Origin of the sequence: Kaistia geumhonensis, assembly GCF_030815145.1 — a bacterium.
GTDB lineage: Bacteria > Pseudomonadota > Alphaproteobacteria > Rhizobiales > Kaistiaceae > Kaistia > Kaistia geumhonensis.
The window spans coordinates 3,969,622-3,986,257 of the sequence record NZ_JAUSWJ010000001.1 but is presented as its reverse complement, the minus strand read 5'-3'; the positions used below and the strand labels follow the sequence as shown (position 1 = coordinate 3,986,257).

At 68.0% G+C, this 16,636-nt stretch carries 14 protein-coding genes; 10 read left to right on the top strand and 4 right to left on the bottom strand.

The genetic code is table 11. From position 1 onward, the window contains the following. Positions 1-81 precede the first annotated feature (81 nt). Positions 82-1,335 carry an aminopeptidase gene (locus tag QO015_RS18895; protein ID WP_266283545.1) on the bottom strand — a complete coding sequence of 418 codons (1,254 nt, stop codon included), beginning with the start codon at positions 1,333-1,335 and terminating at the stop codon, positions 82-84. A 140-nt stretch (positions 1,336-1,475) separates the two neighbouring features. Then, positions 1,476-2,933: an MFS transporter gene (locus QO015_RS18890; RefSeq protein WP_266283544.1), complete on the bottom strand. Its 1,458-nt coding sequence runs from the start codon at positions 2,931-2,933 to the stop codon at positions 1,476-1,478. A 285-nt stretch (positions 2,934-3,218) separates the two neighbouring features. On the opposite strand from QO015_RS18890, the gene QO015_RS18885 reads away from it, so the two are divergent. From QO015_RS18885 to QO015_RS18850, 8 genes are all read left to right on the top strand, one after another. After that, a complete protein-coding gene (locus QO015_RS18885; RefSeq protein ID WP_266283543.1) occupies positions 3,219-4,376 on the top strand; it encodes a Gfo/Idh/MocA family protein in 1,158 nt (385 codons plus the stop codon). 10 nt (positions 4,377-4,386) lie between these two features. Next, positions 4,387-5,271 (top strand): carbohydrate ABC transporter permease, encoded by an 885-nt coding sequence (locus tag QO015_RS18880; protein WP_266283542.1) that lies wholly within the window; start codon positions 4,387-4,389, stop codon positions 5,269-5,271. Continuing rightward, complete coding sequence (locus QO015_RS18875) at positions 5,268-6,128, top strand: carbohydrate ABC transporter permease (protein WP_266283541.1); 861 nt, start codon at positions 5,268-5,270, stop codon at positions 6,126-6,128. Before QO015_RS18880 ends, QO015_RS18875 begins: the two co-directional genes overlap by 4 nt. Positions 6,129-6,185: 57 nt before the next feature. After that, on the top strand, positions 6,186-7,400 hold the full coding sequence (locus tag QO015_RS18870; RefSeq protein WP_370877436.1) for an ABC transporter substrate-binding protein: 1,215 nt from the start codon (positions 6,186-6,188) through the stop codon (positions 7,398-7,400). 114 nt (positions 7,401-7,514) lie between these two features. Further along, positions 7,515-8,606 (top strand): ABC transporter ATP-binding protein, encoded by a 1,092-nt coding sequence (locus tag QO015_RS18865; RefSeq protein WP_266283540.1) that lies wholly within the window; start codon positions 7,515-7,517, stop codon positions 8,604-8,606. A 23-nt stretch (positions 8,607-8,629) separates the two neighbouring features. Beyond that, complete coding sequence (locus QO015_RS18860; RefSeq protein WP_266283539.1) at positions 8,630-9,496, top strand: MurR/RpiR family transcriptional regulator; 867 nt, start codon at positions 8,630-8,632, stop codon at positions 9,494-9,496. Positions 9,497-9,532: 36 nt separating this feature from the next. Continuing rightward, on the top strand, positions 9,533-11,566 hold the full coding sequence (locus QO015_RS18855; protein ID WP_266283538.1) for a beta-N-acetylhexosaminidase: 2,034 nt from the start codon (positions 9,533-9,535) through the stop codon (positions 11,564-11,566). After that, positions 11,563-12,996, top strand: a complete 1,434-nt coding sequence (locus QO015_RS18850) for a M81 family metallopeptidase (RefSeq protein ID WP_266283537.1) — start codon at positions 11,563-11,565, stop codon at positions 12,994-12,996. Before QO015_RS18855 ends, QO015_RS18850 begins: the two co-directional genes overlap by 4 nt. A gap of 3 nt (positions 12,997-12,999) precedes the next feature. Here QO015_RS18850 and QO015_RS18845 read toward each other — a convergent pair whose 3' ends face one another. Beyond that, entirely contained in the window at positions 13,000-14,484 is a 1,485-nt protein-coding gene (locus QO015_RS18845) for a M81 family metallopeptidase (RefSeq protein ID WP_266283536.1), read from the bottom strand. Between the two features lie 6 nt (positions 14,485-14,490). Then, positions 14,491-14,865 (bottom strand): RidA family protein, encoded by a 375-nt coding sequence (locus QO015_RS18840; protein ID WP_266283535.1) that lies wholly within the window; start codon positions 14,863-14,865, stop codon positions 14,491-14,493. Between the two features lie 123 nt (positions 14,866-14,988). On the opposite strand from QO015_RS18840, the gene QO015_RS18835 reads away from it, so the two are divergent. Further along, the gene (locus tag QO015_RS18835; RefSeq protein WP_266283534.1) at positions 14,989-15,750 is read left to right on the top strand and encodes an SDR family oxidoreductase; all 762 of its coding nucleotides are present in this window, start codon (positions 14,989-14,991) and stop codon (positions 15,748-15,750) included. A gap of 4 nt (positions 15,751-15,754) precedes the next feature. After that, positions 15,755-16,636: a MurR/RpiR family transcriptional regulator gene (locus tag QO015_RS18830; RefSeq protein WP_266283533.1), complete on the top strand. Its 882-nt coding sequence runs from the start codon at positions 15,755-15,757 to the stop codon at positions 16,634-16,636.

Below are 16,636 nucleotides of genomic sequence, written 5' to 3'. Positions count from 1 at the left end.
GTCAGGACGCAACCGGGAAGGCGCGGCCGGCGTTTCCGTCGGCCTCACGCAAACGTGCGCTGAGCGGGAGAACGGGCCGCGTCAGACCCACTCGCCCTTGCGCATGATCGGCTCGGCGGCGCCGTTTTCGGAGAGACCGTCGATATCCACCTCGCCCGAGCCGATCATCCAGTCGATATGGATCAGGCTGCGATTGGCACCCTTGGCCGCGAGCTCGTCGGCAGTCATCGTGTCGCCGCCGCGGATGCACTTCGCATAGGCCTGTCCGAGCGCGATGTGGCAGGCGGCGTTCTCGTCATAGAGCGTGTTGTAGAAGAGAAGGCCGCTCGCCGAGATCGGGGAGGAGTGCGGCACGAGCGCCACCTCGCCGAGCCGCGCCGCGCCCTCGTCCGTCTCCAGCACCTTGCGCAGCACGTCCGCGCCGGTGCGGGCCGTCGCCTCGACGATGCGGCCCTCCTCGAAGCGGACGCTGATCTCGTCGATCAGCGTGCCCTGGTAGGAGAGCGGCTTGGTGCTGGTGACGGTGCCCGAGACACGGTCCTTGTGCGGCGTCGTGAACACCTCTTCCGAAGGGATGTTGGGATTGCAGACGATGCCGTTCTTGGCCGTGCCGGCGCCGCCTTCCCATTCATGGTCGTCGGCGAGCCCGACGACGAGATCGGTGCCCGGCCCCGTGAAATGCAGCGCGTGATAGCGCTTGTCGTTGAGCAGCCGGGTGCGCGCATGCAGGGCGCGGTTGTGCTCGGCCCACGCAGCCACGGGATCGACGCGGTCGACGCGCGAGGCGGAGAAGATCGCGTCCCAGAGCTTCGCGACCGCCACCGTCTCGTTCTCGTCCGGAAACACCGACTTCGCCCAGGCCGGCGAGGCATAGGAGACGATGGTCCAGTTGATGTCGAAGCCGGCGATCAGCTCCAGCGCCGGCTGGTAGGCGCGCGAGCGGGCGCGGTTGGCGCGGGCGACGCGGTCGGGATCCTGCCCCGACAGCAGCGACGGGTTCTCGCCGGCGATCGCGAGACGGGCGGCGCCGCCGCGGAATGCGCTGGCCATGCCCTCGAACAGCCAGCCGGAGGCGACGTCGAAGCTGCCGTCCGGCGCATGGCGGAAGCGCATCAGCGTCGCTTCCTCGTCGCTGAACAGGGTCGTCACCAGCGAGGCGCCCGCCTTGTAGGCGTGTTCCGTGATGCGGCGCACCAGCGGCAGCGCGTCGATCGGCGCCGTCATCACGAGCTCCTGGCCGGGCTGGAGGCCGAGGCCGACCTTGACGGCGACCTCGCCGAGCCGGTCGAGCTTCACGTCATGGGTGAGAAAGGGATCGCGATTGGCGACGTTCATGGACGAGTGCTCCTTGCAGCGGCCCAGGCCTCAAAGAGGCCGGCCTCGCGTCGCAGCCGGGGCTGGGCGCAGTCTTCGTGGACGACGACCTTCCGGCCGGCCGATATTGCGGGCGAGATATTGTCTGTCCTCGCCACCCGTCAAGGGCGGCGGGGCGCGGGCGCCGGCATGCGATGGCGGCTCACCAGCGCGCCGGCGTCGCGCGGCAGGCGAAGGCTGTCAAAGAGGCCGAGGAGGCCGATCGCCCCGATGATGAGGAAAGTCCAGCGGAAATCCACCAGCATGAGCCCGCTCGAGCCCGGCGAGGCGACGGCATCGGCGAAGCGCAGGACGACGGCGCCGACCGCGATGCCGAGACCGAAGGTGATCTGCTGGACGAGGCTGAACAGCATGTTCGCCCCGGCCATCTTCTCCTGCGGCACGTCGACGAAGGCGAGCGTATTGATGGCGGTGTACTGCATCGAGCGCGCGGCGCCGGAAACGACGAAGAGGATCGCGATGATCCAGGGCGGCGTCGCCGGCGTCAGCATCGCGCAGCCGACCATGGTGGCGACGAAGACGAGGCCGTTGCCGATCAGGGTCGCGCGGAAGCCGAAGGTCCGCAGCACGAGGCTCGTCAGCGGCTTCATGCCGAGATTGCCGGCGAAGAGCGCCAGCACATAGAGGCCGGCCTGGAAGGGATCGAGCCCGAAGCCGAGCTGCAGCAGCAATGGCAGCAGGAACGGCACGGCGCTCACCGCCGTGCGGAACAGCGAGCCGCCCATCATGGTGACGGCGAAGGTCTGGATGCGCACCGCGGCGAGATCGGGCACGGGATGCGGATGGCGTCCGGCATGGCGCCACGCGGCGGCACCGAACACGAGGCTTGCCAGGATCGAGACGCCGCCGATCATCATGCCCTGCTCGGAATGGCCGATCACCTCGAGCCCGTACATGAGCCCGGCACAGGCGAGGCTGGTCAGAAGGAAGCCGATCCAGTCGAACGGCGGCCGCGTCTGCGACCTGTCATTGGGGATGAGCCAGAACGAGAGGCCGAGCGCCACGATGCCGATCGGCACGTTGAGGATGAAGATCCAGTGCCAGGAGGCATAGGTGGTGATGAAGCCGCCGAGCGGCGGGCCGATGATCGGCGCCGAGAGGGCCGGCCAGGTCAGCGTCGCGATGGCGCGCATCAGGTCGGCCTTGGAGGTGTTGTTGAGCACCACGAGCCGACCGACCGGCACCATCATGGCGCCGCCGACGCCCTGCAGGATGCGCGAGAGCGTGAAGCTGACGACCCCCGTCGAGATGGCGCAGAGCACCGAGGCGATGGTGAAGACGGCGACAGCGGAGGCGAACACGCTCCTGGCGCCGAAGCGGTCGGCCATCCAGCCACTCGCGGGGATGAAGATCGCCAGGGCCAGCATATAGGCCGACATGCCGATATTGAGATCGACGGGCTGCACGCCGAAGGACTGCGCCATCGCCGGCAGGGCCGTGGCGATGACGGTGCCGTCGAGGTTCTCCATGAAGAAGGCCCCGGCGACGAGAAAGGCGATCAGCGACGATTTGGATGCGGAGGAGGTCATCGGCGGGGCGGGATATCGACGCTTCTCCATCGCGCGTTCGCGACCTCGGCACAAGCGGGAAAGCTCCGGCGGCCGGACGCCCAGGTGGGGCCCGGACGGTCGGCGGGCGAAGCGTCGGACTGCCCGGAAATTCAGCAGCGCGATCATTTTCTGAAAAGTCCTTTCAGACCTTGTCAGAAAGCCGCGGAAATGCGGGGCGATGCAACAAATGCCCGCTTGACAGGCCGACATGTTGCGGCATGATCGTGGAAAGAATTTACAGAAATGGCCGGGCGCGGCATGCGTTCGGACCATACGTCATATGCAGGGAATTCAATGAAAGTCGGCATTGTCGGGCTCGGCTATCGGCTGGGCTATCTGGCGCGCATCTTCTCGGCCTCGCTGCCCGATTTCGAGGTCGTCGGCTATGTGGACCCGGAGCCGGCCGGGCTCTCCTACACGAAGCAGTTCGACGTTCCGGTCGGCAAGAACTACGAGACGCTCGAGGCGCTGCTCGCGGGCGAAAAGCTCGACCTCCTGATGGTCGGCTCGCCGAACCATCTCCATCTCGGCCATATCCGCACCGGCCTCGACCATGGCGTGAAGGTCTTCACCGAGAAGCCGGTGGTGACCTCGACAGAGGAGACGATGGAACTGGCGAAGCTGATCGCCGAGCACGGTTCCGACAATGTCATGGTCGGCCTCGTGCTGCGCTACGCACCGCTCTATGTGGACCTGCGCAAGGCGCAGGCGGAAGGCCTTCTCGGCGACATCGTCTCGATCGAGGCTTCGGAGCATATCGCGCCCTATCACGGCGCGTTCTTCATGCGCGACTGGCGGCGCTACGAGAAGTATTCCGGCTCGTTCATGCTGGAGAAATGCTGCCACGACCTCGACCTCTACAACGGCGTCATGGGCGTTCGCCCGTCCCGCGTCGCGAGTTTCGGCGGCAAGCGCAGCTTCGTTCCGAAGAATGCGCCGGAAGGACTCGGCATCAACGACACCGAGGTCTATCATCGCAAGCCGAGCGGCTGGATGGGAACCGACAAGGTGTTCGACAGCGATGCCGACATCATCGATTTCCAGACCGCGATCGTGGAATACGCGAACGGCGCGTCGATGACCTTCCACACCAATCTGAACGTGCCCGACGAATTCCGCCGTTTCTGCGTGATCGGCGCCAAGGGCATGGCGGAAGGCGACTTCGTGCGCAACTTCTTCCGCGTCCATGACGCGCGGACGTCGCAGAAGGTGATCGATACCGCCTATACCGGCTCGGAACTCTCGGTCCATTACGGTGCCGACGAACAGATGGCCCGCGACATCGGCGCCCACATGCTGAACGGCGCGCCGCTGCCGGTCTCGGTCGTCAATGCGCTGGAAGCCGGCCTGCTGGCGCTCGCCATGGACGAGGCGCGGCGCACGCGGCAGGTCGTCGACATGACCGAGACCTGGAAGCGCTTCGACGCGGCGCTCGCCGGCGGCGGCAACTGAGGACGCGGCGATGACGGGCTCCCGCGGTGCCACGCTCTTCGCCCTCGCCCTTCTTCTTCCGGCCATCCTCTACATCCTGATCATCGTCGCCTATCCGCTGGTCGACACCTTCACGCTCTCCTTCACCGACGCCTCGCTGCGCAAGACGGTGAAATGGGTCGGCTGGGCGAACTACCAGAAGATCTTCGGCGGCGATTTCGCGACGATCATCGTCCGGACCTTCGTCTGGACGTTCTTCTCCGTCGCCATCAAGATGATCATCGGCACCTGCGGCGCCGTGCTGCTCAACGCGCTGGTGCCGGGCCGCGCCCTCTTCCGCGTCCTGACCCTGCCGCCCTGGATCGTGCCGATGGCCATCGGCATCTTCATGTGGGGCTGGATGTATAACGGCCAGTTCGGGATGATCTCCGGCGTCCTGCAGAATGTCGGCCTGCTCGACCGGCCGCTCGCCTGGCTGGCCTATGGCGGAACCGCCTTCTGGGCGACGATCATCACCGATGTGTGGATCGGCGTGCCGCTGGTGACGCTTTACCTGCTGGCCGCCATCCAGTCGATCCCGAAGGATCTTTACGAGGCCGCCTGGACGGACGGCGCCGGCCGCTTCTACCGCTTCCGCCGCATCACGCTGCCGCTGATCGTGCCGGCGCTGGTCACGATGTCGATGCTGTCGCTGATCGCGACCTTCAATTCCTTCGACATCATCTGGATCCTGACCCAGGGCGGGCCGAACGGCCAGACCACCACGATGATCATCGACACCTACAAGACGGCGATCGGCTCGTACAAATATGGCGAGGGCGCCGCCCGCGCCGTGATGATCTGCCTGTTCCTGTCGGTCTTCTGCTTCTTCTACTTCCGCGTCGTCAGCAAGATCTCAACGGGAGAAGGCAAATGAGCAGCGGACGCCCGATGATCGACCGCTATCGCTGGTACGAATATGTCGCGATCTATTGCGGCCTGGCGCTGTTCCTGACCTTCGTGCTGGCGCCTTTCGTCGAGGGCTTCCTTGTCTCCCTGAAGCCCCTGACGCATCTCTTCTCGTCGCCCTATCGCTTCTGGCCCGACGACGGCTCGTTCGACGCCTATTTCACGATGTGGGAGCATGTGCCGCTGCTCGGCCGCTACATCTTCAACTCGCTGCTGATCTCGACCGTGGCGACGATCGCGGTGCTGATCCTCGTCGTGCCGGCCGCCTATGCCTTCGCCCGCTTCCAGTTCCGCGGCGCCGGCGCGCTGCTCGGCGCCTTCCTCGCGGTCAACATGTTCTCCGGCGCCGTGCTGCTCATCCCGCTCTACCGGCTGATGCGCTCCATGGGCCTGCTCAACACCTATTTCGCGATGATCGTGCCGGGCGTCGCCTTCCTGATCCCCTCGGCGATCTGGCTGCTTCGGACCTATATGCTGCGCATCCCGCGCGAGCTCGACGAGGCGGCCTGGGTCGACGGCGCCAGCCGGCTCTACATCCTGCGCCGCATCGTCCTGCCGATCGCCGGGCCCGGCATCCTCGTCGTGGCGCTCGCCACCTTCATCGGCGCCTATGCACAACAGTTCATCTTCGCGCTGACCTTCAACTCGAAATCGGAATACATGCCGCTCGCCGTGGGCCTGTTCGCCTTCTTCGGCAAGGAGCGCGTGGTCTGGAACGAGCTGATGGCGGCCAGCTTCGTCGGCATCGCTCCGGTGATGATCGGCTTCATCTTCCTGCAGCGCTACCTGGTGGCCGGCCTCACCGCCGGCGCCGTCAAGCAATAGCGCTCAGGCGCAGCACCGACCCGACGAGAAGGGCCGGCCAAACAACGAGGGAAAGCGATGAGACATTACGGGACCCTTCTGGCGGGAAGCGCCGTCGTCCTGGCGACGATGACGGCTCCGTCCTTCGCCGAGGACAAGACGGTCAGCATGATCCAGTGCGGCGACGCGATCGCCGAGACCTATCCGGATCTGATCAAGAAGTGGGAAGCCGCCAATCCCGGCTTCAAGGTCAATGTCGAGATCGTCGGCTGGGCGCAGTGCCAGGACAAGATCACGACCCTCGCCGCCGCCGGAACGCCCGTCGGGCTCGCCTATGTCGGCTCGCGCACGCTGAAGCAGTTCGCCGACAGCGACCTCATCGTCCCGATCCCGATGACGGACGAGGAAAAGGCCGGCTACTACCCGCATATTGTCGAGACGGTCACCTTCCAGGACCAGGCCTGGGGCATCCCGGTCGCCTTCTCTACCAAGGCGCTGTTCTGGAACAAGGCGCTGTTCGAGAAGGCCGGCCTCGACCCGAACAAGCCGCCGACCACCTGGGCGGAACTGCTGAGCGACGCCAAGACCATCAAGGAGAAGACGGGCGTCCCCGGTTACGGCCTGCCGGCCAAGACCATGGACAACACGATGCACCAGTTCCTGCACTACGTGTACACGAACGACGGCACCGTGATCGATTCCGAGGGCAAGATCACCCTCGACAGCCCGCAGAATCTCGAGGCGCTCGAATTCATCAAGAGCCTGGTGCCCTATTCCGAGGACGGTCCCTCGGCCTATGACCAGGACGACATGATCAAGCTGTTCTCGGACGCCAAGGTGGCGATGATCGAGGGCGGCCCCTGGGTCCGCAACCAGGTCTCGAAGGACATCCAGTGGGGCGTCGCGCCGCTTCCGGTCGGCCCGAAGGCCAAGGGTCCCGGCACGCTGCTGATCACCGACAGCCTTGCCGTGTTCAAGGGCACCGGCGTCGAGGAGCAGGCGATCGACCTCGCCAAGCTGCTGACCAATCCCGAGAACCAGTTCCTCTACGAGAAGACGCACGGCCTGACGCCGCTGCGCCCCGTGGCCGGCGTCGACGGCCTCGTCGCGGAGGATCCGAGCTGGAAGCCGTTCCTCGACGGCATCGCCTTCGGTGGTCCGGAGCCGCTGTTCCTCGACTACAAGGGCTTCCAGAACGCCATGATCGACATGGTCCAGTCGGTCGTGACCGGCAATGCCGAGCCCGCCGCCGCGCTGACCAAGGCGGCCGGCGCCATCGACCAGTACAAGTAAGGCCAGGGCCCTCGTCCCGACCCCTCTCCCACGGGAGAGGGGAAGGCGCCTGCCGCCTCTCCCGCTCGCGGGAAAGGCCGGGGTGAGGGCTTCTCTCCAGCGGAGACCGAAGACTTGAGCGCGCTCACGCTTTCACGCCTGAAGAAATCCTTCGGCGGCACGGACGTCATCAAGGGCGTCGACCTCGACGTCACCGAGGGCGAGTTCGTCGTCTTCGTGGGACCGTCGGGCTGCGGCAAGTCCACGCTCCTGCGCATGATCGCCGGCCTCGAAGAGGTCAGCGGCGGCGAGATCGTCATCGCCGGCAAGCCGGTCAACGACCTGCCGCCCGTCAAGCGCGGCATCGCCATGGTCTTCCAGTCCTATGCGCTCTATCCGCATATGAGCGTGTTCGAGAACATCGCCTTCCCGCTGCGCGTCGAGCGGCTGGCGGAAGACGAGGTCCGCCACCGCGTCGGCGAGGCGGCCCGCATCCTGCAGCTCGAAAGCCGCCTGCAGCACAAGCCGGGCATGCTGTCCGGCGGCCAGCGCCAGCGCGTCGCCATCGGCCGCGCCATCGTCCGCGAGCCACGCATCTTCCTGTTCGACGAGCCGCTCTCGAACCTCGACGCGGCGCTGCGCTCCGACATGCGGGTCGAGCTGACGCGCCTGCACAAGCGCCTCGGCGCGACGATGATCTATGTGACGCACGACCAGGTCGAGGCCCTGACCATGGCCGACAAGATCGTCGTGCTGAACGGCGGCCGCATCGAGCAGGTCGGCACGCCGCTCGATCTCTATCACCGCCCGCAGAACCGCTTCGTCGCCGGCTTCATCGGCAATCCGAAGATGAACTTCCTCGAGGGCCGCTGCACGGCCGCGAGCGGCAGCGGCGTCACCGTCGATCTCGGCCCGCTCGGCACGATCACGCTGCCGCGGCCGGGCAGCGCCGGCCTCGTCGGCGAGACGCTTTCGGTCGGCATCCGGCCCGAGCATGTCCGCCTCGATCAGGACACCGGGTTCCGCCTCGCGCTGAAGCCCGGCATCATCGAGCGGCTCGGCATCCACACCGTCGCCTATGCGCCCCTCCCCTCCGGCGACACCTTCGTCGCGCTGTTCGAGGGCGATCCGCCGGTGAGGGACGACGAGGAGGTCACGGTCAGCGTCGATCCTTCCGCCTGCCATCTCTTCGATTCCTCGGGCGCCGCCATCGGCGTCGCGGCCTGACCATCGGCAGGAAGGCCGCCGCCATGCTGGACCTCGTCGGCCTGTTGCAGACGGAGATGGAGAGCCTCAGCCGCTCCGAGCGGCGGCTCGCCGATCTCGTACTCTCCGACGTGCAGGCGGCGGTCAACGCGTCCATCGTCGAACTGGCGGCGCGGGCCGACACCTCGCCGCCGACCGTGACGCGCTTCTGCCGGCGCCTCGGCTGCCAGAGCTTTGCCGATTTCAAGGTCCGCCTCGCGCAGAGCCGCTTCATCGCCCGCCGCTACCTTCTGCCGCCCTCCGGCCCCGAGACGGCCGGCGAGATCGCGCGGCACATCGTCAACTGTGCGCAGGCGACGCTCTATTCCTTCTTCGAGACCATCGATCCGATGGCGATCGAGGCGGCGGCGGAACGCATCGCCGGAGCGCCCTACATCCTGTCCTTCGGCTCCGGCGGCGCATCGTCCATGATCGCCAACGAGATCGAGACCCGCCTCTTCCGGCTCGGCCTGCGCGTCACCGCCTCGATCGATCACCAGGCGCAGATGATGCGCACCGCCGGGGCGCCGAAGGGCACCGTCATCATCGCCTCCTCGACCAGCGGGCGGAACCTGCAGCTCGCCAACACGCTCGCCATCGCCGGCGAATATCATCTCGAGCGCATCGTGCTGACGCGCCCCGGCTCGCCGGTCGCGGAACAGGCCGACGTGCTGCTCGCCATCGACGTACCCGAACAGGACGACATCCTGCGGCCGTCCTCGGCCCGCTACGCCTTCCTCGCCATGATCGACGCGGTCGCGCAGACCGTCGCGACCCGCATGCAGCCGCGCTCCGTCGAGAGCATGCGCCGCATCAAGCACCAGCTCATGGTCAACCGCGACGGCGACGACACGCAGCCGCTCGGCGACTGATCCCTCCCCTCCGACGAACCACCGACAGGCCCTGCCATGACCATCGCGCCGCGCGCCCTCCGCCTCGAAACCGAATGGACGCCGCCCGCCGAAGGGCGTCCGCTTTCCTACAGGCTGACGCTGAGCAACCGCTCCGACACGCCGCTTTCCGGCTTCCGCCTCGCGGTCAACGGGCCGGCGCGCATCGATCCGAAGGCGGTCGTCGAAGGCGGCACGCTCGTGGCGCGGCTGTCCAACCATGCCGAATTCGCGCCGCCGGAGGGCTTCGTGCTGGAGGCGGGCGCGAGCTGGACGCTGACGGTGCGCGGCCTCTCCTACCCGCTGCGCCACTGGAGCGACGGCGCCACGTCCGCCTATGTGATCCTCGCGGACGACAGCGCCGTTCCGGTCGCCATCGCGGCGACGGTCGCGCGCGGCGACAACGCGCCGCTGAAGCGTGGCGCGGTGCTCTATCCCGTTCCGGCCACCGCACCGGTCTCCGTCTCGGTCATTCCCTGGCCGGCCGAGGTCGCCGTCGCCGGCCGGGCGCCGACGCCGGCCGGGCTCGCGCCTGCCGGCACGACCGCGGAAGCGGCAGCCGCGGCCGCGACCTTCGCGGGCCTCGCCGATGCGCTGTTCCCCGGCGACGCGCTGGTGCGGAGCGCCGCCGAGGGCGGGCGCACGGTCACGCTGGAGAAGCGCGAGGGCTTCGCCGCCGAGGCCTATCGCATCGACTTCGCCGCCGACGCGATCGCCGTCGCGGCCTCGACCGAGACGGGTTTCCTGTATGGCCTCGTCACGCTCGGCCAGATCCTGCGCGGCGCGCTCCGCCACCCTTCGGCGTTCCTCTTCCCCGCCTCCGGCCACATCGCCGATGCGCCGCAGCTCGGCTGGCGCGGCACCCATCTCGACGTGTCGCGGCAGTTCTATTCGACAGGCGAGATCAAGGCGCTGCTGCGCATCCTCGCCTGGAACAAGATGAACCGCTTCCACTGGCATCTCTCGGACGACGAGGCCTGGCGCGTCGAGATCGAGGCCTATCCGGCGCTGACGGAGATCGCCGCCTGGCGCGGCCACGGCCTCAAGCTGCCGCCGCTGCTCGGCAGCGGACCGCAGCCGACCGGCGGCTACTACACGAAGGACGCGATCCGCGAGATCGTCGCCTATGCGAAGAGCCTCGGTATCGTCGTCGTGCCGGAGATCGACATCCCCGGCCATTGCTACGCGCTGCTGCAGGCGCTGCCCGAATTGCGCGATCCCGGCGAGAGCGGCGAATACCAGTCGGTGCAGGGCTTCCCAAACAACTGCCTCAACCCGGCGCGCGAGGAAACCTACCGCGCCCTCGAGACGATCTTCGACGAGCTGATCCCGCTCTTCCCGGACCGCATCATCCATATCGGCGCCGACGAGGTGCCGCTCGGCGCCTGGTCCGGCTCGCCGCAGGCGCTGGCGCGGCTGGAGACGCTGGCCGGCAAGGCGGCGGCCGAGTCGCATGCGCGCCGCAACAATGTCACGACGAACCATGACGGCGCCGATCACATCGAAGGCTCGGGCGCGGCGATCCTGCAGGCCGAGTTCCTCGCCCGCGTGCAGGCGTTCCTCGCCTCGCGCGGCTGCGTGACCGGCGGCTGGGAAGAGGCCGCGCATGGCAATGTCATCGACAAGGCGAAGGTCTATCTCGTCGGCTGGCGCAATCACGAGGTCTCGGCGTCGCTGGCGCGCGAGGGCTACGACATCGTCGTCTCGCCGGGCCAGGCCTATTATCTCGACATGTCGCAGGCGATCGACTGGGCCGAGCCCGGTGCCAGCTGGGCCGGCATCTCCAGCCCGGAAAAGACCTATCGCTTCGATCCGACCGGGGGCTGGAGCGAGGCGGAGCGGGAGCATTTTCTCGGCATCCAGGCCTGCATCTGGTCCGAGCCGATGTCCGACCGCGCCATCTTCGACCGCCTCGTCTTCCCCCGCCTCTCGGCCATCGCGGAGACGGCCTGGACGCCCGCCTCCGACAAGTCGTGGGAGCGCTTCCGCGCCATCGCCGGCATGATGCCGATCCTCTATGGCTGGCAGGACCTCACCGGAGAGAACGCATGAGGATCGCCGTCGGGGGCATCCATACCGAATGCTCGACCTACAATCCGCTGCTGGCCCGGGCGACGGACTTCACCATCCTGACCGGCGCGGCACTCACCGCCTCGCCCGATTTCGCCTGCCTCGGCGAATGGGACTGGGAGATCGCGCCCACCTTCCATGCCCGCACCATCCCCGGCGGCCCGGTCGAGCGCGCGACCTATGAGGCGTTCCGCGCAGAATTCCTGGAGCGGCTGCGCCAGGCGCTGCCGATCGACGGGCTCTATCTCGCCATGCATGGCGCGATGAAGGTCGAGGGGATCGACGATTGCGAGGGCGACTGGTGTGCCGCGGCCCGCGCCGTCGTCGGTCCCGATTGCCCGATCTCCGTCAGCTATGACCTGCACGGCAATGTCAGCCAGCGCGTCATCGACGCGATCGACATGTTCTCGGCCTACCGGACCGCGCCACATATCGACGTGACCGAGACCAAGCGGCGGGCGCTGGCGATGCTCCATCGTCGCCTCGCGGGCGAGATCGACCCGTTCGTGGTCTGGGCCAGGGTTCCGGTGCTGCTGCCCGGCGAGCGCACGAGCACGGTCGACGAACCGGCGAAGTCGCTCTATGCGCGGCTGCCCGCGGTCGACGCTATACCCGGCATTCTCGATGCCTCGATCATGGTCGGCTATGTCTGGGCCGACGAGCCGCGCGCCACCGCCTCGATCATCCTGACGGGTACCGACCGCGCCGCCATGGAGGCCGAGACGCGCAGGCTCGCCGCCGCCTACTGGGATGCCCGCGAGGACTTCCGCTTCGGCCCCGTCACGACATCGGTCGAGGAGTGCATCGCGCTCGCCGCCGCTTCGCCGACGCGGCCGGTGATCCTCGCCGATTCCGGCGACAATCCGACGGGCGGCGGCGTCGGCGACCGCGGCGACGTGCTGGCGGTCTTCCTCGACCGCGGACGCGGCAGCGCGCTCTTCGCGGGAATCGCGGACCGGCCGGCGACCGAAGCCGCCTATCGCGCCGGCATCGGCCAGCGTCTGTGGCTCTCCATCGGCGCCACGCTCGACCCGTCCGGCGTCTCGGTCGAGACAGAGGTCGAGGTGCTCGCCCTTCTCGAAACAGGGAAGGCGGACCTGCGCGAAGCCGTTGTGCGCAGCGGCCAGGCGACGATCATCCTGACCGCCCGACGCCGGCCGTTCCACGATATCGGCGATTTCACGCGCTTCGGCTTCCGCCCCGAGGATTTCGATCTCGTGGTGGTGAAGTCCGGTTATCTCTCGCCAGACCTCGCCCCGATCGCCAATCCGAACCTGATGGCGCTTTCGGAAGGCGTGGTCGACCAGGACATCCCGCGCATCGGCAATCTGCGCCGCACACGACCGATGTTCCCGTTCGATCGCGACTTCGCCTTCACGCCTGAGGTGCTCGCTTCGGTGCGGGCAGGCTGAGGGTCAGACGGTGCCGAGGTCGTGCGGATCCTCGACGCGCGGCCAGATCGGCCGGTCGAGCTTGCGATAGTCCGTGAGGCGCGGATTGGAGGGATAGGGCGCGCCGGCGTCGATATAGACGATCTCCGACGCGATCGGCGCGAAGCCGGCATAGAAGTGGTTGGTCGACTTCACCAGGAGCATCGTCTTCGCCATCGGGTCGATGCCGAGATTGGTGAAGATGTCGGGTTCGAAGGTCTGCGTCCGGTTGGTGTTGAGGATGACGTCGATCGTCGTGCCGACGAGGCGGACCGCCGCCGCCGGCCCGAGCGTGACGCGGCTCATGCCGAAGCTCTGCCAGCCTTCGGCCGCGACCCGCAGCACCTCGACCTCGGCATCGATCGGCGCGCCGCCATCCGGGCCCGCCTTGCCGCCGAAGCGCAGCGGGATGCGCGCGCCCTCCCCGGCCGCGATGCAGAAGGTGACGGCGATCGGATCCCAGATGGTCGCGACCGCGATGCGGTCCAGACCGCGTTCGATCATGCGGCGGAGGATCAGCGTGCCGTCGCCCGCGACGCCGCCGCCCGGATTGTCCCAGGTGTCGGCGGCGACGACCGGCCGGCCCGGACGCTCGGCGGCGATCGCCAGCGCGCGGTCGAGCCCTTCGTCGATGCCGTATTGCGGCATCATGGTCTTGCCGCGCAGGCCAAAGATCTCGAGCCCGAGCGTCCGCGCCAGCGCGTCGCCGGCGGCCTGATCGTCGTCGGTGACCACCAGCATGCGCGTTCCGAGTTCGGGCACGTCGCCTGCCATGAAACCGTGGATGAGCGAGATCGACAGCACCGTTCCCTGTCCCTGCATCGCCTTGATGCGGTCGACGAAGGAGCGCATCGGCTCGCGGCTGGTCGGGAACACCTCGATCATGCGGCAGTCGAACACCGACATCCGCGGCCGGATCTCGCCCCGGATGGCGCGGATCGCGAGTTCGACGACATGCTCGCCGCGCTCGTAGAAATCGGTGTGCGGAAATTCCAGGAAGCTCGCCAGGATATCCGCGTTGGCGACCCGCTTGCGCGTCAGGTGGCTGTGCGGGTCGAGTTCGGCGGCGACGATCACATCGGGGCCGACCATCGCCCGCACGCGCTCCAGAAGATCGCCCTCGCAATCGTCGTAGCCCTGCGCGACCATCGCGCCATGCAGGCCGAACACGACGCCGTCGACCGGAAGCGCCGCGGCGAGCTGGCCGAGAATCTCGTCGCGCAGCCCTTCATAGGCGGCGCGCTGCATCAGCCCGCCGGGCTCGGCCCAGGTCGCGGTGCCCTCGACGAGATCGATGCCATCAGCAGCCGCGCGCCGGCGCAGCGCCACCATCGGCGAGGAGCAGAGCGTCGGCGTGGCGGGATGGGCGCCGGGAGGCGCATAGAAGGCCATCTCGAAGCTCGCCCGGTCGGTCGGCACGGGCGAGAAGGTATTGGTCTCGGTCGCGAACGAGGCCGTGAAGATGCGCATGGACGATCAGCCTTGCGGCGCGTAGGCGATGGCTTCGACCTCGATGCGGATGTCGATCATGAGACGCGCCTCCACCGTCGTGCGGGCCGGCGGCTCGCTCGGGAAATAGGTCGCGTACACCTTGTTGAAGGCGCCGAAGTCCCGCGCGTCGGAAAGGATGACGAAGGTCTTGACCACCTGGTCGAGCGAGCAGCCGGCAAGCGCCAGCGCGGCCTTCACATTGTCCATGACCTGCCGGGTCTGCGCCTCAATGCCGCCGGCGACGACGGCGCCCGAGGCGTCGGTCGGAACCTGGCCGGAGATATAGACGAAATCGCCGGCCCGGACCGCCGGCGAAAGAGGCACATGCGCCGCGCCGTAGACCTGTTTCAGCTTCGCCATCGCCATCTCCCTGCGCCAACCGGACGTCTATGTAAATTCCCGACATGATGGCCCGTCAAGCGACAAATCCATGTTGCTTTTTTTCATTTTGCGGCGAAGCATGAGGCTTCATCGGAGGCGGCGATGTTCGATCTGGCGGGAAGACATGTCGTCATCAGCGGTGCGGGCGGCGGCATCGGCCGGGCGCTCGTCCGCCTCTTTCTCGACGTCGGCGCGCGGGTCACCGCCTGCGACCGCGAGGCGGCGCTTCTGCACGGCCTCGGACAGGCCGAGACGACCGTCTTCGAGCTGACCGACCGGGCCGCGACGCGCGACGCGCTCGCCGCGATCATCGCCCGTTCCGGCACCCCTGCCGCCGTGATAGCCAATGCCGGCTTCAGCCGCGCCGAGCTGATGGACGACACGACCCCCGAAGCCTTCGACAGCGAGATCGCGGTCAACCTCACCGGGACCTACAATTTCGTCGCGCCCGTGCTCCAGCCGATGATCGCGGCCGGAGGCGGCTCGATCGTGCTCGTCTCGTCGGTGAACGGCCTGGCCCATTTCGGCAATCCCGCCTATTCGGCCGCCAAGGCGGGCCTCAACGCCTTCGCACGGGCGCTCGCGGTCGAGCATGGGCGGCATGGCATCCGCGCCAACGCCATCTGCCCCGGCTCGGTGCGCACGCCGGCCTGGGATCACCGGCTCGAAAAGCGGCCCGACCTGCTCGAGGAAGTCGAGAAGCACTATCCGCTCGGCCGGATCGTGACGCCGGAGGAAGTGGCGCACACAGCGCTCTTCCTCGCCTCGCCGCTCTCCTCGGGCATCACCGGCGTCTCGCTGGCCGTGGATGGAGGCCTCACCGCCGGCAACCGCCGCTTCGTCGCCGAGATCCTCGGAGGCTGACGGCATGGCGGCCGTCATCGACCTGATCGAGGCGATCCGCCGCGCCGAGGCCGGCGGCAGCCGGTCGGAGCGGCGGCTGGCCACCACCATCCTCGCCGATCTCGATTTCGCCTCGCGCGCCTCGATCGTCGATCTCGCGCGGCGCGCCGGCACCAGCGAGCCGACCGTCACCCGCTTCTGCCGCGCCGTGGGCACGGACGGCATCCGCGATTTCAAGTTCCGTCTCGCCCAGGCGCTGGCCATCGGCGGCGCCTATCTCGCGAGCCGCGCCGCGGACCGCGCCGCCGAACGCCGCTTCGTCGACGCCGTCGCCGACGGCGCGATCGGGGCGCTGGAACTCCTGCGCGCGCAGGTCGATGCCGGCCGCATCGTCGAGGCGGCCGGGCATATCGCCCGCGCCCGCTCTGTGCTCGCCTTCGGCTCCGGAGGGTCGTCGTCGATCGCGGCGCTCGAGACCGAGCACCGCCTGTTCCGCCTCGGCCTCGCCGTCGCAACGCATTCCGACGGCGAGATGCAGCGCATGACGGCCTCGGTCGCATCGAGCGGCACGGTGGTGATCGCCTATTCGATCTCCGGCTATGTGCAGCCGCTCGTCGAGGCGGTGCGCATCGCGCGCGGCTACGGCGCCGAGACGATCGCCGTCACCGCGCCGGGCTCGGCGCTGGCGGACGCTGCCGCGACGGTGATCTCCTTCGCGGTGCCGGAGGACGAGCAGCTGCTGTTCCGCCCTTCGCCGACGCGCTATGCCCTGATCGGCATCGTCGACATGCTGGCGAGCGCCACGGCCGAGCAGCTCGGCCCGCGCGTCCTGGAAGGCCTTCGCCGCATCAAGCACAGCCTCAACACGCTGAAGGTCAACGACCCGCGCCTTCCCATCGGCGACTGA